Origin of the sequence: Marinobacter gelidimuriae (genome assembly GCF_000372805.1) — a bacterium.
Lineage (GTDB): Bacteria > Pseudomonadota > Gammaproteobacteria > Pseudomonadales > Oleiphilaceae > Marinobacter > Marinobacter gelidimuriae.
This window is the reverse complement of sequence record NZ_KB889827.1, coordinates 203,264-225,700: the sequence shown is the minus strand read 5'-3', so window position 1 is coordinate 225,700 and position 22,437 is coordinate 203,264. Positions and strand designations below refer to the sequence as shown.

Sequence of the window (22,437 nt, the reverse complement as noted above, 5' to 3'; positions counted from 1 at the left end):
TTATAACACGGCCTGGAAGCTCAAACACAAGGTGCTGCAGGTCATGTACGATCGCAACCAGGGAGAGAGGCTCAGCGGCCGCATCGAGATTGATGACGCCTATCTGGGCGGCGAACGGTCAGGAAAACCAGGTCGTGGTGCCGAGCATAAATTCCCCTTTGTCGCTGCGGTACAAACTAATAGCGAGGGCCACCCGATGCGGGTTCAGCTTCGCCGTGTGAGTGGCTTTACCCTGGCCGAGGTGCGTCGCTATAGCCAACAGGCCATTGCGCCCGGAAGCCACGTTGTCAGCGATGGTCTCAACTGTTTCCGGGCCTTCGACACGGCCACCTGCGTCCACGAGCGCCACATCACCGGAGGCGGTCGTGCCAGCATGGCGAATCCTGAGTTCAACTGGGTCAACACCCTGCTCGGCAACGTCAAGAACGCGATTACTGGCACTTACCACGCCATCCGGGAGCAGCATGCCCCTCGCTACCTCGCTGAGTTCGAATACCGCTTCAATCGGCGCTACGATCTCAAAGCCATGCTTCAATGAGACTCTATTTTAATGATCATGGTGGATATGAGCTGAATAGTTACAGAACCTATTGACTAAATTTGATCCAACCAATAAGATTCATTACACATAAATGTTAAAGACCACAATCGAGGTGCATCCCAATGGTTCAGTCATTTAAAGACGTATTCAAAGGAAAAAAAGCCGAGGCAGTACAAGCGGAGTCAGCTCAGCACTTCGACCCAAAAGCACAAAAAGAAGCCGCTGTTGACGCCGAGATGTCGCCTAAAAAGAAAGGCAAGCACGGCGATCCAGGCGTTTGCTGCGGTTCTTGCTCGTAAACTGATAGCGGTATCGCTTTTTGAGTGGGTAAGGCTGCAAAAAACGCGCGCGAGCTGTTTGCAGCTTCTTGATGTTAGTGCTGCAATTTTAACGCAGCGCCACTCAACACATTACGGTTAAGTTGGGGCTGATTTATTTCGGCCGATGCATCTGAAATTTTTGCGACGCGCCCACTGCAAAGTAGTCCGCCGGTCCGCCGCCGCGAAGAATGGGTTCGCCCGCTGCAGTATCGTAAACGCCGTCCCGCAGCAGGTGTTGCGCTATGTGCACGCCCACCACCTCGCCGAACACCATCCAGGTATTGACCTTCTGGCCGTCGGCGCCTGCCAACTGAAGAATCTGCGTGACCCGACATTCAAATGTTACCGGACTTTCCGCCACGTGCGGCACGGAGATAATCCGCGAAGGCTTCGGTGTCAGCTCTGAAAGAGCGAATTCATCGACGTCAGGCCCGACAGCGGCGCAGGTTTGGTTCATGGCCTCTGCCAGAGGACGAGTCGCCAGATTCCAGCAAAACTCACCGGTTTCCTCCGCATTACGCACGGAATCCTTATAGCCGATGCTGGAGAATCCGACGATTGGGGGAACATAGTTGAAGGCGTTGAAGAAGCTATAGGGCGCAAGATTAAGCACGCCGTCACGGCTTTTGGATGAAATCCATCCAATCGGCCGCGGGGCCACCAGGGCATTGAATGGGTCATGTGCAAGTCGGTGACCATTGGCGGGTTCGTAGAAGTGTATATCTTCGGGCATAACAGACTCCTGACAAAAAACTTGGGCTTTACGCATGGGTGTAACCAGGCCACCGTGCGGAGTGGCCCGTTAAACTAGGCGTCTGTATTAGAACTCCAGGCAGATCTTCCCGAAGTGCTTGCCGGATGCTTCATGGCGAAAAGCATCGGCAATTTCTTCCAGCGCAAAAGACCGGTCAAGAACCGGGTGCATGCCGTTTGCTTCGATTGCGCGAATCATCTCTTGCTGATGGGTTCGGCTGCCCACAATCAAGCCTTGCAGCCGGGCCTGTTTCGCCATCAGTTTTGCGGTGGGAATATCGCCAGCCCGGCCGGTCAGTACGCCTATAAGCGCGATATGGCCGCCAATGCGAACGGCATCAATGGATTCCGGAAGAGTGCCAGGGCCACCCACTTCGATAACGTGATCAACACCCACGCCGTTTGTCAGCTCCTGAACTCTCGCGCCCCAGGCCGACGTTGTTTTGTAATTGATGGTGTGGTCTGCACCCAATGCTGTTAGCCGTTCCAGTTTTTCGTCTGAGGACGACGTGGAAATAACTCGCGCGCCCATCAACTTGGCGAACTGCAGCGCAAACACAGACACCCCACCAGTACCCAGCGTAAGCACGGTATCGCCTGCTTTTAAGCCACCATTAACAGCCAGTGCTCGCCATGCTGTTAAGCCTGCGGTGGTCAGAGTGGCCGCTTCAGCATGGGTATAGCCCTTTGGTGCGTGGGTAAACCAGTTGGTTGGGCGAACGACCTGTTCGCGGGCGTAACCATCCTGACCGTCACCGGGCGTGGTGCTGAAGTTATCAATAGGGGCGGCGCCAGTCAGCCATTCAGGGAAGAAGGTTGATACCACATGGTCGCCAACCTTGAATTCGCTGACACCTTCACCGATGGCTTCCACAACACCAGCGCCATCCGCCATGGGGATGCGCTGGTCTTCGGTTGGGATGGCCCCGACAACCACTGCATAATCGTGATAGTTCAGGGAGCAGGCATGAATGCGTACCCGAATTTGGCCAGGCCCAGGCGCGCCAGGTTCCGCGCTATTGTTAAGCTTGAGATGTTCCAGACCGCCGGGGCTTGAAAGGGTAATGCTTTTCATATCAATGGCCTTTGATGGTTGCTGCAGATGTAGTCAGTGTGCCCGAAGCTTACTGAAGTCTTTTGGTTAATGATAATGAACAACCTGTACTGTGGGAGCCAGTAGAGGATTTTCTTATGTACGCTCGTTAAATGGGTTAAACGACATCGTATTTTCCACCATCTACTATATATCCCGCTCGATAACCGTGCTAAAACCATTTCCCCCGACAACAACCTGCGTTTATAGGCTCGGGCACATCGTTTTTACCCATCAGAGATAGCAGCATGTCCGACAAGTTCTTTTTTAAAGGCCGGCAGGATGCCCGTCAGCACCACACGGCGCACGGCGGTTTTCAGACCAATGCCAGCAAAAAGCCAGGTAGTAAGAAGTTCCCGCTAACGCTGGTTGTTACCAGTGAAGCACGAAAGCAGGAAGTTGAAGCTCTGGTAGCTGAAGCAGGTCTGTTTGCCAACATTACGGTAGATGCAAGCGCGGATGCGGTTGAATCCGTTGCCGAGTTAACGACGATTCTGGACAAGGGCGTAACGGTAACGCAGGCTAAAGTACCGGCCCGAAACGATCCTTGCAGTTGCGGCAGCGGTGTTAAATTCAAAAAGTGCTGCGGTTAAGCCGCGGGGATAGTGTATGCGCGTTTGTGGTGTTGAATTAACCGGCTCAGATGCCGTGGTGTGTTTGCTGAACCTGGATCAAGGGCATTTCAGTCTGCCAGACAGTAAGGTTCGTAAGCTAAGTTTGAAGAAAAACCACACCCGTGGCGACCTTCAAGAGTTTCAAGCGTCCATCGCGAAATTTTTGACCGAGCACGGCGTCAATAAAGTGGCTATTAAAGAGCGTATGCCAAAAGGCAAGTTCGCTGGCGGTGCCATCAGCTTCAAATTAGAGTCAGCTATTCAATTAATGACCAGTGCCGACATTGAGGTTGTTTTGCTTCCGCCTGCACTGATTAAATCGACGCTCTCATCTAACCCTCTGCCTGTTCCGTTTGCAGACACCGGTTTGAAGATTTTTCAGGAAACCGCATTTACAGCGGCTTATGTGGGGCATATGGCAAAGTAACGCCCGCAATGTTCAGGTTCACACTTTCACTTTGAGGAATTAAAACGTTTTATGCGATCTGTAGTACTTCTTGATGGCGGCCTCGGCCAGGAAATTTACCGCCGTGCTGCTAATGTCAGTTCGCCGCTATGGTCTGTTGCGGTTATGCAAGAGCAGCCAGGCGTGGTGACCGCAGTGCACGCTGACTTTATCCGCGCTGGCGCCAAAACGTTACCCCTCAACACTTATGCTGCCACGCCATCCCGTTTGCTGCGGCACGGCCAGTTGGAGCAGTTGGCGGCCATTCACCAAAATGCTTTCGAGTTGCTGGGACAGGCTGTAAAAGCCACTGGCGCGTGTGTGGATATTGCAGGTTGTCTGCCACCCCTGGCTGGAAGTTATCAGGGCCAGCCCGCGCGTTCGTTTGAGGATTTGCGGGATGAATACTCGGTGCTGGTAAAGCAGCAGGCCGCCGCTGACGTACTGCTGATTGAAACCATGACCAATACCCTGGAAGCGTGTGCGGCCTGTGCCGCCGCGAGCGAGCTGGGCAAGCCTTATGGCGTCGCGTTTCGCCTTGAGGCAGACGGTAAACTAATGTCTGGTGAAACCCTGGCTGAGGCGGTTGCCGCCGTTTCCCCGTATTCACCTGCGGCCGTAATGCTCAACTGCTGTGACCCCGAGTTAATTTCTGCTGCCATGCCCGAGCTGGTTAGGTTGCACCCGTGCGTGGGCGGTTATGCCAACGCTTTCAAGTCTGTGGATGCCCTTGCCGACGACTATGAGTTTATTCGGTTCTCCCCGCAGCCTGTGTCAAACTCCTGAGCAAGAAAATTCGAGTTCAAATCTTTAAATTGATGGAATCCTTATGAGCAGTAATGAATTAACCGACGTGCTCGAAATGAACGGCGAAGAGCGCTACGACTACTTTTTGAGCGCCGTGCTTGAAGAGCGGAATATCTGGATACTGATTAATGCCGACAACCGTTTTCTGAAACTTGTTTCAGAAGAGGAGGGCGTGGCGCACGTGCCTGTGTGGCCCAGCGCCGAGTTTGCCGCGGAATATGCCAAGGGCTCAGACGATCTGACCCCGAAAAGCATTTCCCTGCCAGACTTTTTCAAAAAATGGGTGCCGGGCCTGACCAAAGACAAACGGGAAGTGGGCGTGTTCCCCGGCGCGGACGGTACTTTGTGGATAACCTCGCCGGAAGAACTAAAGCGCGATCTGCAAGAAGAGATGTCGAGCTTTTAGGTAGGGTAGGGGACAGGTTTAAAATCTCAAAGTTAGGGGACAGATTTCAAATCTGTCCCCGATCCTGTTTTTACTCAGCCGTCGTCACGTACTTCAAAACTTCAACCACCTGTTCAGGCGTCTGTGCCCACGCCATGGCGGCGGAGTCCACTTCTTTCAGCGAGTGGACAATGTCGTCGCCGTGCAGGGTAATGTAAGGCGTGCCCATGGCGGCGCAGAACCCAGCGTCAAAAGCGGCGTTCCACTGTTTGTACTTGTCACCGAAGCGAATCACTGCAAGGTCGCACTGCTCCAGCATCGTCTTCGTGCGAATACCGTTCACTTTGGATGACTGGTGATCGCGCCAAAACGCCACATCGGGCTTGCCCAGCGTATCGCCCGCCGCATCGCTGGCTTCGTGATTGGTGACCGGGGCGGTGAACTCTACCGGCAGGCCGGCCGCTTCTGCGCCCGCCTGAATTTGCTCACGCCAGTCTGTATGAATTTCGCCAGAAAGATAGACAGTCCAGATCATCGGGTTCTCCTAAGGTAATATTCGGGCAGATTTTCTACGGTGCCAATAAAGGTGGCATTATTATACGCAAGTGAACAGCGGGATTCATTTCACGCCTTCAACACCCGGGATTCACTTGCAATTTTCCCGTTTGCGCCAATTATAGATAGTAGGACAATCGTCTTTGAGCCGCTGCGAGCCGCCGTGCGCCGATATGAGGAGAACCATGGATTTCAAAGATTATTACGTCGTGCTCGGTGTGAGCGAGTCTGCCTCCCCCGAAGACATTAAAAAGTCCTATCGCAAACTGGCGCGGAAATATCATCCGGACGTGAGCAAAGAAGATAACGCTGATGAGATGTTCAAAAATGTCGGCGAAGCCTACGAAGTTCTGAAGGATCCGGAAAAACGCACCGAATATGACCAGTTGCGCAAGTACGGCGCGCAACCTGACGGTTCTTTCCAGCCACCTCCTGGCTGGCAGAGCGAATCCGGTTTTGGTGGCGGTGGCTATACTGAAGCCGATGCCAGCCAGTTCAGCGACTTTTTTGAGCAGATGTTTGGCCGTGGCCAGAAAGCCGGTGGCGGCGGTTCTCGTCAGAACATGCGCATGCGCGGTGAAGACATCCATGCACGGCTGGCGCTGTCTCTGGAAGAAGCCTATAACGGTTGCGACAAACAAGTGTCGTTCGCTGTGCATGACGCAGACGAGCGTGGTCGCGTAGTGGCGCGGCAGAAAATCCTCAAGGTCAAAATTCCCGCCGGTATGCGCGAGGGACAGCATATTCGCCTGAAAGGCCAGGGTTCGCCCGGTGTGGGCGGCGCCAGCGCCGGCGATCTGTTTATTGAAGTGGAACTGGCACCCCATCCGCAGTTCATAGTAGAAGGCAACGATGTGGTAATTACCGTTCCTATCAGCCCCTGGGAGGGCGCGTTAGGCGCCAGCATCACTGTGCCGGTAGTCGGTGGTAAAGTGAGCGTAAAGGTACCAAAAGGTTCTTCCAGCGGTCGCAAACTGCGTTTGAAAGGCAAAGGCTTGCCTGGCAAGCACGTGGGTGATCAGATTGTGACTTTACAGGTGACGCTACCTGAAGAGCATTCGGAACAAGCGCTGGCCATTTATCAACAACTGGCAGACGCCGAAAAAGACTTCAATCCACGCGCCAAACTGCACGTGTAACCGGAGGTTTTGGATGAGCAGACAAGACCGCATTTTGACTGTAGAAATTACCGATGCCGACGGTGGCGTGTTTACATTGCACGAGATTTGCGAACGTGGCGAATGCCACGCAGAATTCGTGATTAAGCTGGTGAACTACGGCATTGTGTCGCCCATCGAAGAGCATCACCTTCCGCGGGACTGGCAATTCGATGTAATGGCTTTAACACGCCTACAGCGGGCGCTAAGACTGCAGCAGGATTTGAAACTGAATTTGCCGGGTCTGGCGGTATCGCTCGATTTGCTGGATGAAGTTCAGCAAATGCGTAGGGAAGTAAGCCGCCTGAACCAGCGCCTTCGACAGCTATCAGGCGAATAGGCTAAACGTAAGTATTCGGCTCGTGCTGATGACAGCAGCGCCGTTCTTTCGTATTCAGGCGCTCTTTTCGAGCGCTTGAATTTTGGCATACAGGCTTTCTGCCTCATATAACATCAGCGTGCTGTGGGTGCGTAAATCTCCATTGCGCTGATAGTGAAGTGCTTTTTCCAACTTGGCCTCGTAGGCTTTTTGCAGCTTTTTCTTCGGATCGCTTTTAAATAATCCCAGCATATATTTATCCTTTTTAATAAGATCTACTACGTGTACGTCAAATATACCAAATTTGATGACTAGGCCAACACCCCCGGTTATGCTCTACTGCTAACCCTTTAATACGCAACGGAGTTGGTTTTCATGGGTGAAGCAAAACGTCGCCATCACAGGGGTTCCCCGGCGCCTCGCAAACCGGCTAGCAAGCGCTCGCTGGCCCTGGGTGTTATGACTTTAATTGTCGTCGCCATGTTGATTGGCCTGTTTTTTATAACGTCTGGCCCGTCGCCGGATTCCGATGAACTGCCCGTTGCAAAAAAAGGCACGCCGGATTTTCCAGCCGGGTTTGATCAGTTTGGTGTTTCAGTGGGTGCAGCTGATGCGCCGGTTGTGGTGCGGGAATTTGCGGATTATCAGTGTCCGGCCTGTGCCCGCTTCGCCGACGCTAGTCAACGCTTGAAAAAAGAGTACGTGGAAAGCGGTAAGGTGCGTTTTGTGTATTTTGAGCTGCCATTATCACAGCACGCCAACGCCATGCCGGCTGCCCAGGCCGCGCGCTGCGCGGGCGACCAGAACGCCTTTTGGCCGATGCACGATACACTGTACAGCAATCAGTCGGCCTGGGCGGGCGTGTCAGACCCTCAGGCAACGTTTACCCGCTATGCCGGCGACCTCGGCCTGAGTGAAAATCGATTCAGCCGCTGCATGGCCACCGAACTGCACCGCGAGGCCATTGAACAAAGCGCCAAAGTGGCAACCCAGTTACGAGTGGTCAGCACACCCACTGTAATGGTCGATAACATCGTCCTGACCCGCCCGGGCTGGGGGCAGCTGTCGGCTGTGGTGGAACGCGAACTGGCTGCCAGCCGCTAACGTTTTTGGTGGTACCTGGCCGCAGCGCACTGCTGCGGCCACTCCTGACTTGATCCATCGCCTTAATTGGCTAAAATTACCCCCTCTTTAAATATCCGACTACCCCAACCATGCTCCGGATTTACGATCCGGCCTGCAGGAGATTGCTATGACGGATTCCGTTGTTGTGTGTGCGCTGTATAAGTTCGCGGTTCTGAATGACTACCAGGCCCTGCGCCAGCCGCTGCTGAGCCTGATGCTGGCAAAAGGTGTGCATGGCACATTATTGCTGGCCGGCGAGGGCATTAATGGCACCGTAGCCGGCAGCCGCGAGGGCGTTGATGCGGTAAAGACCTGGATTAACAGCGATGACCGTTTCGCCGACATTGAATACAAGGAATCGTTTGTCGGCGAGCAGCCGTTCAAGCGCACCAAGGTCAAGCTGAAGAAAGAAATTGTCACCATGGGCGTCGAAGGCATCGATCCAAAACGCATCGTGGGCACCTATCTGAATTCCGAGCAATGGAACGAATTGATTTCCGATCCTGAGGTGGTGCTGGTTGATACCCGCAACCAGTATGAAGTGGAAATTGGCACCTTCAAAAACGCCCTCAACCCCGCCACAGATACGTTTCGCGAGTTTCCCGAATACGTAAGACAGAACCTTGATCCGGCCAAACACAAGAAAGTCGCCATGTTTTGCACCGGTGGTATCCGCTGTGAAAAATCGACGGCCTATATGAAAGAGCAGGGCTTTGACGAGGTGTACCACCTCAAAGGCGGCATTTTAAAATACCTGGAAGAGATGCCGGAAGAGAAAAGCTTGTGGGAAGGTGAATGTTTCGTATTTGATGATCGTGTCACGGTCAATTATCGTCTCGAACGTGGCGATTATGACCAGTGCCACGCCTGCCGTCGCCCGATTACTGAAAATGACAAGCTGCGGCCGGAATATAACAAAGGTGTGAGCTGTCACCAGTGCGCTGGTGTATCAAGCGAGTCTCAAAAGGCACGCTTTGCCGAGCGCGAACGGCAAATGCGCCTGGCCGAGGAGCGTGGTGAAGTTCACGTAGGAGGCGATGCGGCTCGCGTTGTTGCTGAACGCAAAAAACGCAAGCAGGCCGAGCGCGCACGTCAGGCCAAACTAAGTCTGGAAGGTGAAAAAGCCCGTTCCTGATGGGCTCAACGCTTTTACCCAGCGCAAGCCGTAAGCATCAGAAAAGCCGTTAGCGGTCTGCGGCTTTAAGACTTTTTAGGTCTCGCCTTTTTGGCGGCCATTGCCAGCGTTTCACCGTAAATTCTGCGCACGTCTTTGGCAAACCGCTCTACCGAATAGTCCTTGGCAAAGGCCAGGGCCTGTTCTGCCAACTGTTGGCGCAACTCATCCTGCTCTAGTAACTGTTGTATTTTCTCGCACCACAGGCCTTGTTTCTCCGGCGTTTTAAAACCGTTGAAGCCCTGGCGTATTACGTCATCAATTCCGCTCGAACGCACAGCGACTACCGGCAAGCCTGCTGCCATGGCCTCCAGAATCACCATTCCCTGGGTTTCTGATTTCGACGCAAACACAAAGATGTCGCCCAATTGATACCAGGTGGCCACAGCCTCTGGCTCAACGCTGCCGGCCAGAGTGATGTGCTTCTGCAAACCCAGGTCGTCTATTTTTTGTTGTAGGCGTTCACGCTGATGGCCTTCGCCAATCATGACAAAATGAAACTCAGCGGCGGTTTTGCGGCGCAGTTCATTCAGCCCATTGATCATGAAATCGATATTTTTCTCGTTCGACAGTCGCGACACACTCACCAGCACTCTCTCGCTTTTCAGGCCCAACCTTTCGCGCAATTTTTGTACGTCGGCGGCGTTCACAGCCTGAAAACGCTCATACTCAATGCCGGTAGGCTGCACGTAAACGGGGGTTTTCACCCCAATCATCCGCAGATACTCTTCAATCGAGTAAGTGGGAACAATCACCGTGTCGCACTTGTTGGCAAAGCGTTTGATCAGCGCGTGGGAAATCAGATTACGAAATAACATGCCTGGCAGGGGGACAAAGTGCGCGTAGTGCTCCAGCCGGGTGTGGTAGGTGTACACTGCGGGTACTTTTAACCGGCGGGCTAGAAGCAGCCCGAGCGACCCCAACCAGAAGGGGTGGTGCAGGTGAATAATGTCTGGTTTGAAAACCCGTAGCCGTTTGCGAATGCGGCTTAGAAATATATTGGCCAAGCGGAACTCGCGCTTGGAGTCCATAGTGAGCAGTGCCGGTACCCGTAGGACGCTTTCTTCCTGTGCCGGCTGGTTCTGATAACGCGGTGCCACCACCAGTACACTGTCGCCCATGGCTTCCAGTCCCCAACGCAAACGGGCAATGGATATAGGCACGCCGCCAATAAACGGCAAATAATTGTTGGTGAACATGGCCACCCGTATGGGCTTTTGCAAAAAGGGCGTGGCGTCCAGGTCATAGTCTGGGTAGTAGTTTTTACCAACGAAGATAAGGCCGTAAAGCTTAATAGCGATGGCGGAAAACACAGCTATCAGTAAAAAGAAATTCAGGTAGCCGGTGTAAAACAGCGAATAGATAAAGAACCACAGGCTTTCCAGTTTTTTCAAAAGCGGATGCTGGCCCACCTCCAGCTTTTGCAGTGTGTGGCTGACGTTGCCGTCAGTATCAATTTGCAGCATCAGATAGTGGTAGAAACTGATGTCGTCATTCAATACCAGGCCGCCCGCACCGCCGGTGGTTATAAACAGGGTGCTGTCGATTATTTGCTCGTCGTAAAGGGACAGGTTTGCAGAGATGACCGCGTTTACGTCGTACTTCTTGACGATGTCCAGCAGTGCCTTACGGAATTCCGGTGGCTGTAGATAGTCGTCACTCTGGTCAAAAAGTGCACTTTGGGATGGATGTAACGGCGGGTCACCTATAAAGATAATGCGGGCTTTGGAGGTGTCTTCGGCCAGCAGTTCATCGAGCCAATGCAGCTGCCATTGCCAAGCGGTTTTGCCGGTGCTGTCGAGGAAAATTAACCGGCTGACGCCGGCGCGCACGCTGTAAAAATGCGGGCCGAAATGATCGTAAAAGCGGAAGCTCCCAAAGTTGTCATATTCGTTGTCGCCAAAGGTCATCAACCAGGGAATGTCCAGGTGCCCCAGCGAGCCAAACAACGCCCGGTACTTGTCCTCGCCACCGCTGCTGACCGCATTACCGGCGGACACCATAAAGTCGTATTCGGCCGCGTTTAGCGCCGGCACGATACGTTCCTCAAAAATACCGATGGAGTTATTGATGTTGCCAACCACCGCGAAGCGCAGTGGTTGGTCGTTTGCCAGGGCCTCGCTAATACGCTGCGCCTGCTCGGAATGCAGCGAATTGAAGTCCTTCATAAACAGGTTCAGGTATACCTTGTAGCCCACCAGCAGAACCACCACGGTGAGGCAAAGGTAAAAAAGCCATTTCAGTAGCCGTGGGCGATTCATGGTGTGGCTCTCCGTTGCCGTATCAACTCCCGTTGCATGACCACCAGGCCAATCAGCATACCGAGATAAATGGACAGAAAACGCCAGGCCACAATCACCAGCAAAAGATGTGAGGGCGCCAGGATCTCGCTGAAAAAACTGCCAAACACGCCTTCTGAAATGCCTGATGCCCCCGGGGTGGGCGAGAAGTACATGATGAAGGTTGTGACCACCAGCAAGCCTAGCGTTGTTATATAGTCCACCGTGTAATCCAGGCTGTGGAGCAAAAGGGCCGGAAAGCTGAACAGGCTGAGCAGAAATACAGCGGTAAATAGCACCGACAGCGCAATATACATTGGCTGGCCGCGCAGATAATCGCCAAAACTGGCGGAAAACCTCAGCATCTCCCGCTTGGCCTTGAACTGCCAGTGTCGGTGGCGTTCAGCGCTTATCAGCTTCAGGCGCCATAAAGCCGTCAGTAGTTTCGCCAAAGGCGCCATCAGCCAGCGTGTGCGCAATAACAGCACCGCGAAAAACCCTAGATACAGAAAGATGAGGAACGTCAGTGCAATACCCACATTGCCGCTGATCGCGCGTCCCTCCAATGCCCCCAATGACAGCAGAAACACCGGTGTCAGCGAAAAAATAAAGATAACAGCCAACAGAGTCCGGATAGTAGTGGCCGCGGTTGCGGTGCCTATGGGTACGCCGTGCTTGTGCAGATACCAGATTTGGGCAAAACCGCCGCCGGTGGCCATAGGCGTGACGTTTGAGAAAAACAGATTAATAAACACCAGCCGGGCGATAACCGCGGCGTTCAGGCGGTGCCCCAGTGCGCGCAGAGTAAAGTGAAGACGTAGGGCGTCCGCAATGAAGTAAACAGCAAGCAGGGCGGCCAGAGACAATAGCGTGGCCGGCTCCAGCAGGCGGTTGTCAAAGCTCAGGCTTTTGCCTGCAAAATGGGTATAAACGGTGTAAAGGCCAACGCCTGTGAGCGCGACGAATAAAAGGCTGAATAGCGCCAGACGTTTTCCAGATGTGCCCTGTTGATTTGAATTGATAGCACGTCTTCCGGTGCTTTCAACCTGCACTTTGGGTATTGGTTCGGGCGCTTTCGGGCAGGTTTGATGTTTTCCAGTGGGCTGGTTCACAGCGGAAGTACTCACGTCAGGCGTATAAGAGCAACATGGCCGATTTAGAATGTGTAGCCTAACATAACCTTGAAAAGCCCTCGGCGGATCACAATTAAACCTTATACACCTGCCATTCATTGGCTGCGTGATTAAAGGTGTTGCGCAGCTTACCAACAGGTTCTCATTATGCCAAAACACTTTGAACAGTCGCCCGGACTTCATCACGAGCCGGTACCAGAAACCGAAGGCTTCGTATTTAACCAAACCATGTTACGAGTAAAAGATCCTCAAAAATCCCTGGATTTTTACAGTCGGGTTCTGGGTATGCGTTTGGTCCGCAAACTGGATTTTCCGGAGATGAAGTTCACTCTGTATTTTCTGGGGTATCTGGATGAGCGTCAGGCCAGCTCGGTACCGACCGATGATGCGCACCGCACCACTTACACCTTTGGCCGTGAAGCCATGTTGGAACTGACTCACAACTGGGGCACAGAGAACGACGACGATTTTGCTTATCACAATGGCAATGACCAGCCCCAAGGCTTTGGCCACATTGGAATTGCAGTGCCAGATGTATACTCAGCCTGTGACCGCTTCGAAGCGTTGAACGTCGATTTTGTGAAAAAGCCGGATGACGGCAAGATGAAGGGCCTGGCGTTTATCAAAGACCCTGACGGCTACTGGATCGAAATTCTGCAGCCCGATATGCTCGAGCACCAGCGTAAAGACTGATGCGCGCGGCCAGTCTTTTAAGCTCACTCGTTAGCTGGCTGGCCGTGGCGGGTTACCGTAACGTGATGCCACCACCACCGCTACGGTTAGTATAAGGGCGCCCGCAAGGCCGATTGTGCCCAATTCCTCGCCCAGAATCAGCCACGCTAACAGCGCGACAAATAAGGGCTCCAAGATAACAACGATGCTGGCCAGGGTGGCCGGCGTTGTCTGCATGCCGTCAAAAAAACACAGGTAACCGATACACGTGGGCACCACACCAATGTAAATCACCATCAGCCAGTGCTGCCACTGCAGGTTTTGTACATCGGCAAAGCCACCGCTGAAATAGACCGCTGGCAGCAAGACCAACGCAGCGGTGAAGAAACACAGAAAAGCGGTGGTAAACACCGGCGTTCGCGCAGAGTTGTAACGGCTGGTCAGGTTGAACCCGGTGTACACAGCCGCGGCCAGCAGCGACATTAAAATACCGGCCAGGCGTAGCGTACCCGCAGTTTTCATATCGCTCAACACCAGCATAACGGTACCGGCTATGGCAACGAACAGTGCCACCAGGGTAATCGCGCCCGGTTTTTCACCCAGTATGGGCGCCGCCAGCAGGGCCACAAACACCGGTGGCAAGCACAATGAAATCAACGTGGCGATGCTGGCACCGGTCAAGTCTACCGCCACCAGATAGCTGCCCTGATACACCGCCTGAAAAATGCCCAGCCCGGCCAGTGGTATCAGGGCCTTTAACGGAATCTGGCGCAGGCGCGTGAGCGGTGCAGGGCCGTCTGTCGGGTGTAGCCGTTGCTGTCGGGCCAGCCGGTGCTGCTCGCGGCGCATTAGCAGCCAGAAAAACGGCAGGGCCACCATTAATCTGAGTAAGCCCAGGGTAAGGCCTCCCAGGTCAGAACTGGCAAACAGAAATTTAGCGACGATGCTGGTGGTAGACCAAAGCACGGCCGCAAATGCGATTAGCAATACGCCCCTGAGCATAAGAACATCCGGCAAAAAGAAAGGAAGCTATGATAGGCGTTGGGGCATGTTGCTACTAGCCCGTTTGTGTATGTTCAAAATAAAACAAAGGCCGCGCAGTTTAGCTCGCAGCCATTGGCGTAACCGCCTCAGGCCGCGCTGCGACCGCTAAGCTGCGCTAGCAGGCGCCCGATGCTCCAAAGTACAGCTTGCAACAGAGGCGTTATAAGCCAAAGAAGGCCGCGTAAAAGATAAAGAGCCGGCATTAGTAGCAATAACCAACCAACCAATTGAATCAGTAAGGCCGGTGCGCCAATCACGTCAGCAAGCTCGACCAGGAGGTCGTTAATCAGGCTGGGGTGGGTGATGACCAGATAGCCTGCGCCTATAATCAGCGGCCATTTGGCATAGCGGGCACTGCTGAGCACTAAGCGGCCACCGCGACTGAAACGTACTGCCAGGGCCGCAGAGCGCGTGCCGCGGCTGGCATTCTGGGTGGTTGCGGCAGCGAATCGGCCGATACGCAGAACTTTCACCGCGCTGGCGAACACCACCACATCCAACGCTGCCCAGCCAATATCACCGGCGCCAATAGGTTCATTCATGCGATGGCGTTTTTCCAGTTGGCGCAGGCCACCGGCGAAAAACTGGTTCAGGCCTTCCAGAACACGCTCGCTAGCAAGCCACTTAACCTTGCCCTCAGGATTAACCAGAAACTGGCCTAGAAAATCATGACCTTCAGTATGAATGTACTGAACCGCGTACCAGCCGCGCTCGGTGGGTGTTAGTGGCTGTGCAGAATCAACGACCGTTGAGCTTTTTTCGTGATCGGTAAACCATTTTTTAAAGAGCTGATATTGCGTGCCAGCCCTGTTCATCCATTCAATGGATCCAACAGGATTGGACACAAAATAGTGGATGGGCGGCAACACCGAATCGCCATGTTGCCGCAGAATTTCCTGAAACTCCGGCTCGTCGCCGTAAATTTGTAGCAGCTGGCGGGCCATAACCGGGTATTTCAACAGAGCGGCTCTTGCCTTTAGTACCAGCAGCGGATCCTGAGCCATATCGGCTAGAACAGCCTGCAAATCAACGGATTCATGCTCAATGCCGGGAAACTCGCCCAGCACATCGTTGGCGTTAATGCGGATGAGTTTTTGCTCAACCGGAACGGGTTCGGCAGCAAGGCTGAAAAAAGTGGCCATTAAGGCGGCCAATACAAAAACAGCAAAGAGTCTTTTCATCCTTGGTTCCTCCTTAGTTCCCACTTAGTTACGACTTGGCTCCATCAGGTCTTGAAAGAGCGCGTTGGCGCACAGAGATCATTAGGTACACTATCAAGTCATTGCAACAGGAGATCACATCATGCGTGTATTAATTGCTGGAGCCAATGGCCAGATAGGCCGTCATTTATTGGAAAAGATGGCAGACACCGAGCACGAGGCACGGGCCTTGATTCGTGACCCGGAGCAGGGGCCAGATCTGCAAAAACTGGGCGCTACCGAAACCGTGGTGGGGAACCTGGAAGGTGATTGCCGCGAAGCGTTACGCAGTTGTGATGCGGTTATTTTTGCCGCAGGTTCAGGCCCCAAAACCGGCCCTGAAAAAACCGTCGACGTAGACCAGAACGGCGCCATCAATCTGATGGACACCGCAAAAAAAATGGGTATCAAGCGCTTTATAATTGTTAGCAGTATGCGCGCAGACAAGCCTGGCGACGCCCCTGAAAAGATTCGCCATTATCTGGAAGCAAAACACAAAGCGGACGAGCATCTGATGGCCAGCGGCCTGACCTACACGATTGTACGCCCCGGCCCACTTACTGAAGATTCGGGCAGCGGTAAGGTCGATATTCGTGAAAACCTGGACCGCCCAGGCGACATTCCCCGGGAAGACGTAGCCAATGTACTGCTGGCGGTGTTGAATTCAGACAACTGCGATAACCGCACATTCGAAGTGCTCTCTGGCACTACGCAGGTGGATGAGGCGTTGGCGGCGCTGTGATGTCATCGGTTCTGTTCTAAGCCCCGTAGGTTAAATGACAATTTAATCGACGGCGAACAGTGATGGAGAACAACAGTGCCTGAAGGTCCTGATATACGTCGCATGGTCGACGACATTCAAGGTGCCGTTGGCCAGCGTAAGGCGAATTGGCAAGGTGAATACCGAACCAAAAACCGAGCGGCAACTGCGCTTTGCTATCATCGGGTCAGACAAAGCCGCATGGCTTTATAGTGCCTCGGACATTCGCCTGGTGCGGCCCGATGAACTGGCGCAGGTGGAGTATTTGGCGCGGCTTGGGCGGTTTGCTGCTGGATCAGGGATTTGTCGCCGGGGTGGGTAACTGTCAGTGAATAAGTTGTATAAATAATGAGGTATATCGCTTTGGCGCTGCGTTTTGTTCGTGGGCGTCTAGCGACTGTCAAGATAGTGCATCCACAGCAGTCGAGCGGCGACGGCGCGCCAAGGTGACCAGGCGCTGGCAATGTCCACCTGTTGCTGGCGTGTTGCGGGTGCGTCCAGCTGTTTGATCTCCTGCATGGCCGCCGCCAGTGCCAAATCGCCCAGCGGCCAAACATCCGGCCGGCGCAATGCCATCAGGTAGTATACGTCAACGCTCCATGGGCCTAGTCCGGGGACAGCCAAGAGCGCGTCGCGCCCTTCGGTGTCGCTCAGAGCGTCTAACTGCGCCAAATTGAGTTTTCCGGTATGAATGCGCCCTGCCAATCCAAAGCAGTAACGGGCTTTTTGACGAGTTAGCCCAAACGCTTTCAGTTCTTCCTCACCGGCTGAAACCATACGCTGCGGCGACATTTCACCCAAGTGTGTGCATAGCCGTTCGAACACGGTTTGCGCGGCCTTTATGGAAATTTGTTGCTCCAGAATAATGTGCACCAGTGAAGCAAAACCAGGCTCCCGCGCCCACAGCGGCGGCGCACCCAAGCGGGTATAAATACGGCCAAGATCCGCATCCACAGCGGCGAGTTGTTGTGCGCCGTAGTCAAGACTTTCGAGGGTGAGCGAGGTTCTTTTCATTAAAACAATCCAAGCTGGGGCCGTTGCGCGGCTAGATCCAAAGCGGCTACCTGTGGTAAACGGTCTTGTAATAGCTTACTCCAAAGTTGCGCTAGAGCCAGTGCATCGCCGTTGTCGGGCATATGCATGAACACATAGGGCTGTTGGCCCTGTTCAATCCACTGGCCGACACGTTCTACCCAAGGCGCCAGAAAAGGAGGGTTCTGCTCAAGCTGGGGATGGCCGATGTAGCGGATCATCGGTGGCGCATCTACCGGCAGGAGATGAACCGGAACCCTCGGCTTTTTGCGCTGGGCATCGCGAATGATATCGGTGCCGGGTTCTGCCGAGAACAGCGCCCGACTGTCCAGACAGACACGGGCCTTGTTGCGCTCACGCAGCCCGCGGTTGAGCGCTTTTTCGGCCTCGCCCTTGCTGAAAAATGCGCTGTTACGAACTTCTACGGCGCAGGTGAGTGGCTCCGGTAATATGTCCATAAACCGCCATAGCCGATCCAGATGTTCCGGCTTAAAAGCCGCCGGCAGCTGAATGAACATTGGGCCGAGCACGTCATTCAACGGCGAAAGTATGTCCAAAAACGCGTTTGCGTTAGCCGTTATGCCTGACAGAAGTAGATCGTGAGTGATGCGCCTGGGGAATTTAAACAAAAAACGAAAATCGTCCGGCACCTGCGAGCGCCACTGACGGCACTGCTCCTGGCTGGGCGTGGCGTAAAACGTTGTGTTGCCTTCCACACAATTCAGCACCTGGCTGTAACGGGCCAGTGGCGCCTGGCCTGGTGGTAACAAGGTGTTCCATGCCGGGTCTTGCCACTGCGGGCAGCCGAGGAAGTAGGGGAGCGCCATTGCTGGGTGATGTCCTGATGTAGATTGTCTTTTTGATACAGTCTCTTGGATCAAACCATAAATTGTCACTGCGGAACAAATGAATCTCGCAAGTGTTTAGGAGCTGACGAATGTTTTGAAAAGCGCGCTCAATCGTGATCATGAATAGCACACTCCCCGCTTCCGTCCGGTTCACAGGCGGATAAAAACAGATGTCCGGCTTTGGCCGCCCGGGTTTTAACCCTGCTATTCAGCGAAGAACGATCAGAAATGATGGCGGGCTCAGTTGCCGTATTCTGGCGCTGATGAATATCAGCCAGTTGCGCTGAGCGGTTATCTGGCTGTTCATGCCCATCAAGGCCTTGGGATAATTCTGGTGGCTGAGCGGCGGCGGCAGCGCCACTCCCGGGCCCGCCTCCCGAATTGAATCGCACCAACGGCCCAGATACGGTTATGCCGCTGGGGTCGAGCTTCAGAAAACTGCCGCCGGCTGACAGTGTGACTTCTGCCCCTGCTTCAATTTTTCGTTGTTGTGGCGGGTGAGCTGCACTTTGGCACCGCAGGTAAAATCAGCGCGGTTGCTTTCGCCGCTGTAATGAATGGAGTACAGAAAACAGGTGATCAGGTCCAGGGGTTCATCTACTTGGAAATCGCACATGTCGCCCAGTGAAAACTGTGCTTCCGGGCAGCGGATTTTTGCCATTTCCAGCATGGGCTGACTGATGTCCAGCCCGCGGCTGTTGTAGCCGGCATCGATAAAGTAACGCACGTGGGGGCCGGTGCCGCAGGCCAGATCCAGATGGCTATTACCGCCATTACCGAACAACTGATGCAGGCGCTGTGCGCTGTGGCTCTGGGCCTGGTAGTCGATGTCGGTACACAGCAAATCGTAATAGCCCGACAGGTCGGTGTAGAGCGCGTTGGAGGACATGGCAGCCTGAATGTGTGAACGGTAAATCGGGTGGGCGCGGCGTCGTATCCCAAAGCGCTGTGTTTGCGAAGGGAATTAGCCAAGGGAAACACTAGCGTGCTTGAGTCACCTCCTGCCGTGGATTGCGGGGGTAATAGCGTTCGGGCAGGCGTTCGATGTGGGGGAAAAAGCGAGTGTCTTTATAAGGCATTTTCATAAATCCGGACACGCCAAGGCCGGTGATCTCGTCGACGGCGGCCAGAATTTCGTCCAGGTGCTGGCGGAATTCGTCCTCTTTGGCCGGGTCCAGCAGGCGGTACTGACTGTGGATTTTCAGGTGCAGGGGCAGGGCCTCAAAGATGATCATGCCGGTGTGGCGGATGCTGTTCAAGGCTTCAAGCGCGGTGATAATGGTGGGCGGCAATACCAGAAACTCTTCCGGGTCTGGGCCGTCTTCAAAGTAGGAGTGTACTCGTGAACGGTCTTCTACCTCTGGCGCCGAACTGATCTGATAAGGCACATGCATGGTCGGCGGCGTCACAAACGGCTGGTCGGCTTGATCGCGTTCAATGTGCAGTGTGTCGCGGGCGTTGAACAGGCAGCTTTTAAAGATACCCTGGCGGTAGATGGCCTGGGCCAGGTTAACCATGTTGTTGACGGCGGTGGTGAAGGCGCTTTTCAGTTGTGGGTCGTGCAGGTGCAAGGACGTGTCTACATAAATGCCGTCAGGCTCCCAACGCACCGCTAAGCCGCCTTCTACCGGGTAACGACCAAGGCGGCTGACCGCAGCCAGGAACGCTTTTTCAGTGTCGCCCATGCCCTGCATGAAGTTTTTGTAGTAACGGTCTAACTGTACGTCGTTGACGTCGTCCAGGGTGTTTACCGCGCCTTCCTGGCGCAGGAAAGATTTTCGCGAGCTGTACACCACCGTGTCGATCTCACGCCCGGGCTGGCGTATCCACACTGGCACCAGAGGAGTGGGCGCGGGTTCAGGCAAATCAATCATCACTGTGCGCGCCATTCTGGGCATTTCACGAATGTAGTAGTCGCCAGCTTGTTGGCGCTGTTGGGGATCGGGGCTGAGCATGCCATCGAGCATGCGGGCGAATTCCATAGGCAATCCCAAAGAGTCGGCGGGTATTGCCTGGTGGCCAAAGCGGCAGGATTGGCCGGAGGCAAGGGCGTAAAGAGTGGCTGCGGTGCCTTGCTCGTCAAAGCGCGGCGACGAAAGCCCGCCGTAAAGTTGTTCTTCGCCAATAAAGTACACATCGCCTAGCCGTGCGTTGGTTTGTTGCAGGTTGTCTGACATCAGTTCCATTACACTGTTGTTGAGGAATTGCTGGCTGGCATCCAGCTGGGCGAACACTGACGAGCCCCAATCAATCAGGGCGATGTTTTCGTGCTTAGCGTCGAATACCAGATTCGAAGGTTTGATGTCGCCGTGCACAATGGGCCGTTTGCCATCGACGGACTCCCGACGCAGATTGCGCAGAATGTCTGCCAGCTGGTCTGCAATGCGGATGATCAATCGCGGCTTAAGGCGCCCTTCTCGCAGCGATACCACTTCCAGATTTAACCCTGGCGCCCGTTCCATCACCAGAATGGGTTGGCTGCGCGCCTGTTGGAAAGCAATCAGGCGCGGCACCCTCGGGTGCTCTACTTGCTCCAGAATATAGGCTTCGTCTTCTAAGCGATCATGCAGGTGGCGCGGCAGGTTGATGCGAATAAATTTGAACACGTGTTCCAGATCGCTAGCGCCTTCCAGCGTTAGCCTGCCGGAAAACACAAAGCCGTACGCGCCTTTGCCGATCATTTCGATGTCGCGATAACCCAGCCCTCGCAGTTGGGTGGTACAGAGCGCCACCCAGTTTTTTAGCTTGCGCGCATCGTCGTGACTGAGCAGGTAAATGGACTGCTCTTCGGGTATGTAGAACTGTTGAATCTGCGAGGGCGGCGCTGGCTGCCCCCGCATTTTTTTCGGCCGGGCCATTTGGCTTAGCCCAGATGCAAGAGCATGGATTGTGGCGCTTCCAGGTAGCCTTTCCAGCAATTGCTGAAACGGGCAATGGTGCCGCCGTCGATAATGCGGTGATCCCCCGCCCAGCTGGCGGGCATAATGGAGCGCGCGGTTACATTGCCTGCCTGATCAAAGCGCGGCAGCGTTTGGGTACGGCCCAGGGCCACAATCGCCACTTCCGGTGCGTTGATGATGGGTGAAGCGTAGGTGCCGCCTAATGCCCCAATGTTGGAAATGGTGATGGTGCCGCCTTTCAGGTCGTCTTGAGCCACGCGGCCTTCGCGGGCAGCTTCGGTCAGGCGCGCCACTTCATCGGCAATTTCCAGCAGGCTGAGGTGTTCCACGCCTTTGATGTTGGGCACCATCAGCCCGGCTTTGCTGTCCACAGCCATACCAATGTTGCATTGGGGCTGGTAATGGATTTCGGTGACCTCGTCGTTTACCCGGCTGTTCAGAATCGGGTAGTCGCGAATGGCCAGGGCCATGGCTTTCATGATGAACGGCATCAAGGTGAGCCGTGATCCGCTGGCTTCGGCCAGAGGTTTGAGCTGCGCGCGCAGCGCCAGCAGTTCGGTCACATCAATGTCTTCGCTGAAGATAAAGTGCGGGATGCTGGAAGCGGCGGCTACCATGCGCTTGGCCATTACCGCCTTCATGCCCTTGATCGGTTCTATGCGAACCTGCTGGTCAGTGGCGCCGGAGCGCTTGCCTGATTGGGCGCCCGCGGACTCGCCTGTTTGGCCTTCTGGCGCCTTCAGGTGAGCCAACACATCTTCTTTCAGCACCCGGCCGTCTCTGCCGGAGCCGCTGATGTGACCCAATGACAAGTCGTACTCGCGCATCAGGCGTCTTACCGCCGGGCTGGCCGGTGTTTTAGTTTCCGTTGCGGTTGTTGTTTCATTAGACGCCGCAGCGCTCTCAGCCTGATGGTCAGAGGCGGCGCTATCGCTCGCCGGTTTTTTTGTTTCGGCCTTTTGACTGGCCGGCGTTGAGCTTGCAGTGGCTTTTTCTGAGGCCGAGTCGTCGTTATCGTTGATGGCGCCGTCTTGTTGCTCGCTGCCCTCTTCTGACAACTCAAACAGCGGCGCGTGCACCTTGGCAATGTCGCCTTCTTTGTAATAAAGGCGCTTGATCTGTCCCTTGTGAGGCGCAGGTATTTCCACCAGCGCTTTGTCGGTCATTACCTCGACCACCGGCTGATCTTCTTCGATCATGTCGCCTTCGCTGACCAGCCACTTCACCACTTCGCACTCCACAATACCTTCGCCGATATCGGGCAGTATAAAATCACTCATGT

Annotated in this window: 25 protein-coding genes and 2 pseudogenes; 13 read left to right on the top strand and 14 right to left on the bottom strand. The window is 54.4% G+C overall.

All coding sequences use genetic code 11. The annotated features are described in order from the left end of the window. Both A3OI_RS19035 and A3OI_RS21400 read left to right on the top strand, forming a co-directional pair. Window positions 1-532, top strand: a pseudogene (locus A3OI_RS19035) (IS1595 family transposase); the annotation flags it as partial. Between the two features lie 131 nt (window positions 533-663). Continuing rightward, window positions 664-840, top strand: a complete 177-nt coding sequence (locus A3OI_RS21400) for a CCGSCS motif protein (protein WP_018402522.1) — start codon at window positions 664-666, stop codon at window positions 838-840. A 133-nt stretch (window positions 841-973) separates the two neighbouring features. On the opposite strand, the gene A3OI_RS0101145 is transcribed toward A3OI_RS21400, so the two are convergent. Both A3OI_RS0101145 and A3OI_RS0101140 read right to left on the bottom strand, forming a co-directional pair. Then, a complete protein-coding gene (locus A3OI_RS0101145) occupies window positions 974-1,594 on the bottom strand; it encodes a flavin reductase family protein (protein WP_018402521.1) in 621 nt (206 codons plus the stop codon). Window positions 1,595-1,681: 87 nt separating this feature from the next. After that, entirely contained in the window at window positions 1,682-2,689 is a 1,008-nt protein-coding gene (locus A3OI_RS0101140; RefSeq protein WP_018402520.1) for a zinc-dependent alcohol dehydrogenase family protein, read from the bottom strand. 266 nt (window positions 2,690-2,955) lie between these two features. Between A3OI_RS0101140 and A3OI_RS0101135 the strand changes: the two genes are divergently transcribed. The 4 genes from A3OI_RS0101135 to A3OI_RS0101120 are packed head-to-tail and all read left to right on the top strand — an operon-like array spanning window position 2,956 to window position 4,979. Continuing rightward, entirely contained in the window at window positions 2,956-3,300 is a 345-nt protein-coding gene (locus A3OI_RS0101135; RefSeq protein WP_018402519.1) for a PBPRA1643 family SWIM/SEC-C metal-binding motif protein, read from the top strand. Between the two features lie 16 nt (window positions 3,301-3,316). Continuing rightward, window positions 3,317-3,748, top strand: coding sequence for a DUF3010 family protein (locus tag A3OI_RS0101130; RefSeq protein WP_018402518.1), 432 nt, complete (start codon window positions 3,317-3,319; stop codon window positions 3,746-3,748). 51 nt (window positions 3,749-3,799) lie between these two features. Continuing rightward, window positions 3,800-4,552 (top strand): homocysteine S-methyltransferase family protein, encoded by a 753-nt coding sequence (locus tag A3OI_RS0101125; RefSeq protein ID WP_018402517.1) that lies wholly within the window; start codon window positions 3,800-3,802, stop codon window positions 4,550-4,552. A 43-nt stretch (window positions 4,553-4,595) separates the two neighbouring features. Further along, window positions 4,596-4,979, top strand: a complete 384-nt coding sequence (locus tag A3OI_RS0101120; protein ID WP_018402516.1) for a DUF2750 domain-containing protein — start codon at window positions 4,596-4,598, stop codon at window positions 4,977-4,979. A 70-nt stretch (window positions 4,980-5,049) separates the two neighbouring features. Here A3OI_RS0101120 and A3OI_RS0101115 read toward each other — a convergent pair whose 3' ends face one another. Next, window positions 5,050-5,493: a YtoQ family protein gene (locus A3OI_RS0101115; protein WP_018402515.1), complete on the bottom strand. Its 444-nt coding sequence runs from the start codon at window positions 5,491-5,493 to the stop codon at window positions 5,050-5,052. A gap of 205 nt (window positions 5,494-5,698) precedes the next feature. Between A3OI_RS0101115 and A3OI_RS0101110 the strand changes: the two genes are divergently transcribed. Together A3OI_RS0101110 and A3OI_RS0101105 are read left to right on the top strand one after the other, a co-directional pair. Continuing rightward, window positions 5,699-6,652, top strand: a complete 954-nt coding sequence (locus tag A3OI_RS0101110) for a DnaJ C-terminal domain-containing protein (protein WP_018402514.1) — start codon at window positions 5,699-5,701, stop codon at window positions 6,650-6,652. A gap of 13 nt (window positions 6,653-6,665) precedes the next feature. Further along, on the top strand, window positions 6,666-7,010 hold the full coding sequence (locus A3OI_RS0101105; RefSeq protein WP_018402513.1) for a chaperone modulator CbpM: 345 nt from the start codon (window positions 6,666-6,668) through the stop codon (window positions 7,008-7,010). Between the two features lie 54 nt (window positions 7,011-7,064). Here the strand turns inward: A3OI_RS0101105 and A3OI_RS22505 are convergent, their stop codons facing one another. After that, complete coding sequence (locus A3OI_RS22505; protein ID WP_018402512.1) at window positions 7,065-7,241, bottom strand: DUF6435 family protein; 177 nt, start codon at window positions 7,239-7,241, stop codon at window positions 7,065-7,067. A 123-nt stretch (window positions 7,242-7,364) separates the two neighbouring features. Here A3OI_RS22505 and A3OI_RS0101095 point away from each other — a divergent pair, with 123 nt between their 5' ends. After that, a complete protein-coding gene (locus A3OI_RS0101095) occupies window positions 7,365-8,093 on the top strand; it encodes a DsbA family protein (RefSeq protein ID WP_018402511.1) in 729 nt (242 codons plus the stop codon). A 148-nt stretch (window positions 8,094-8,241) separates the two neighbouring features. Next, on the top strand, window positions 8,242-9,249 hold the full coding sequence (gene trhO, locus A3OI_RS0101090) for an oxygen-dependent tRNA uridine(34) hydroxylase TrhO (protein WP_018402510.1): 1,008 nt from the start codon (window positions 8,242-8,244) through the stop codon (window positions 9,247-9,249). 65 nt (window positions 9,250-9,314) lie between these two features. On the opposite strand, the gene A3OI_RS0101085 is transcribed toward trhO, so the two are convergent. Together A3OI_RS0101085 and A3OI_RS0101080 are read right to left on the bottom strand one after the other, a co-directional pair. After that, a complete protein-coding gene (locus A3OI_RS0101085; protein ID WP_018402509.1) occupies window positions 9,315-11,549 on the bottom strand; it encodes a glycosyltransferase in 2,235 nt (744 codons plus the stop codon). Further along, window positions 11,546-12,679, bottom strand: coding sequence for a lysylphosphatidylglycerol synthase transmembrane domain-containing protein (locus tag A3OI_RS0101080; RefSeq protein ID WP_018402508.1), 1,134 nt, complete (start codon window positions 12,677-12,679; stop codon window positions 11,546-11,548). The genes A3OI_RS0101085 and A3OI_RS0101080 overlap by 4 nt, the downstream gene beginning before the upstream one ends. A gap of 168 nt (window positions 12,680-12,847) precedes the next feature. Here A3OI_RS0101080 and gloA point away from each other — a divergent pair, with 168 nt between their 5' ends. Further along, a complete protein-coding gene (gene gloA / locus A3OI_RS0101075) occupies window positions 12,848-13,393 on the top strand; it encodes a lactoylglutathione lyase (RefSeq protein WP_018402507.1) in 546 nt (181 codons plus the stop codon). Window positions 13,394-13,423: 30 nt separating this feature from the next. Here the strand turns inward: gloA and A3OI_RS0101070 are convergent, their stop codons facing one another. Then, on the bottom strand, window positions 13,424-14,374 hold the full coding sequence (locus tag A3OI_RS0101070) for a DMT family transporter (protein WP_018402506.1): 951 nt from the start codon (window positions 14,372-14,374) through the stop codon (window positions 13,424-13,426). Window positions 14,375-14,502: 128 nt separating this feature from the next. Continuing rightward, window positions 14,503-15,597: a hypothetical protein gene (locus tag A3OI_RS0101065; protein WP_018402505.1), complete on the bottom strand. Its 1,095-nt coding sequence runs from the start codon at window positions 15,595-15,597 to the stop codon at window positions 14,503-14,505. Window positions 15,598-15,718: 121 nt separating this feature from the next. On the opposite strand from A3OI_RS0101065, the gene A3OI_RS0101060 reads away from it, so the two are divergent. Both A3OI_RS0101060 and A3OI_RS0101055 read left to right on the top strand, forming a co-directional pair. Then, window positions 15,719-16,357: an SDR family oxidoreductase gene (locus A3OI_RS0101060; protein ID WP_018402504.1), complete on the top strand. Its 639-nt coding sequence runs from the start codon at window positions 15,719-15,721 to the stop codon at window positions 16,355-16,357. A gap of 154 nt (window positions 16,358-16,511) precedes the next feature. Further along, window positions 16,512-16,697 (top strand): hypothetical protein, encoded by a 186-nt coding sequence (locus A3OI_RS0101055; protein ID WP_026223926.1) that lies wholly within the window; start codon window positions 16,512-16,514, stop codon window positions 16,695-16,697. A gap of 68 nt (window positions 16,698-16,765) precedes the next feature. On the opposite strand, the gene A3OI_RS0101050 is transcribed toward A3OI_RS0101055, so the two are convergent. From A3OI_RS0101050 to A3OI_RS0101025, 6 genes and pseudogenes are all read right to left on the bottom strand, one after another. Beyond that, complete coding sequence (locus tag A3OI_RS0101050; protein WP_018402503.1) at window positions 16,766-17,389, bottom strand: DNA-3-methyladenine glycosylase family protein; 624 nt, start codon at window positions 17,387-17,389, stop codon at window positions 16,766-16,768. Then, the gene (locus A3OI_RS0101045) at window positions 17,389-18,234 is read right to left on the bottom strand and encodes a DUF72 domain-containing protein (RefSeq protein ID WP_018402502.1); all 846 of its coding nucleotides are present in this window, start codon (window positions 18,232-18,234) and stop codon (window positions 17,389-17,391) included. Before A3OI_RS0101045 ends, A3OI_RS0101050 begins: the two co-directional genes overlap by 1 nt. Window positions 18,235-18,463: 229 nt before the next feature. Then, window positions 18,464-18,616: a hypothetical protein gene (locus A3OI_RS24530; RefSeq protein ID WP_018402501.1), complete on the bottom strand. Its 153-nt coding sequence runs from the start codon at window positions 18,614-18,616 to the stop codon at window positions 18,464-18,466. 171 nt (window positions 18,617-18,787) lie between these two features. After that, window positions 18,788-19,144, bottom strand: a pseudogene (locus tag A3OI_RS19030) (class I SAM-dependent DNA methyltransferase); the annotation flags it as partial. Between the two features lie 91 nt (window positions 19,145-19,235). Further along, a complete protein-coding gene (locus A3OI_RS0101030; RefSeq protein ID WP_018402499.1) occupies window positions 19,236-21,113 on the bottom strand; it encodes a protein kinase domain-containing protein in 1,878 nt (625 codons plus the stop codon). A gap of 5 nt (window positions 21,114-21,118) precedes the next feature. Further along, window positions 21,119-22,435, bottom strand: a complete 1,317-nt coding sequence (locus tag A3OI_RS0101025) for a 2-oxo acid dehydrogenase subunit E2 (RefSeq protein WP_018402498.1) — start codon at window positions 22,433-22,435, stop codon at window positions 21,119-21,121. Between the last annotated feature and the right edge of the window lie 2 nt (window positions 22,436-22,437).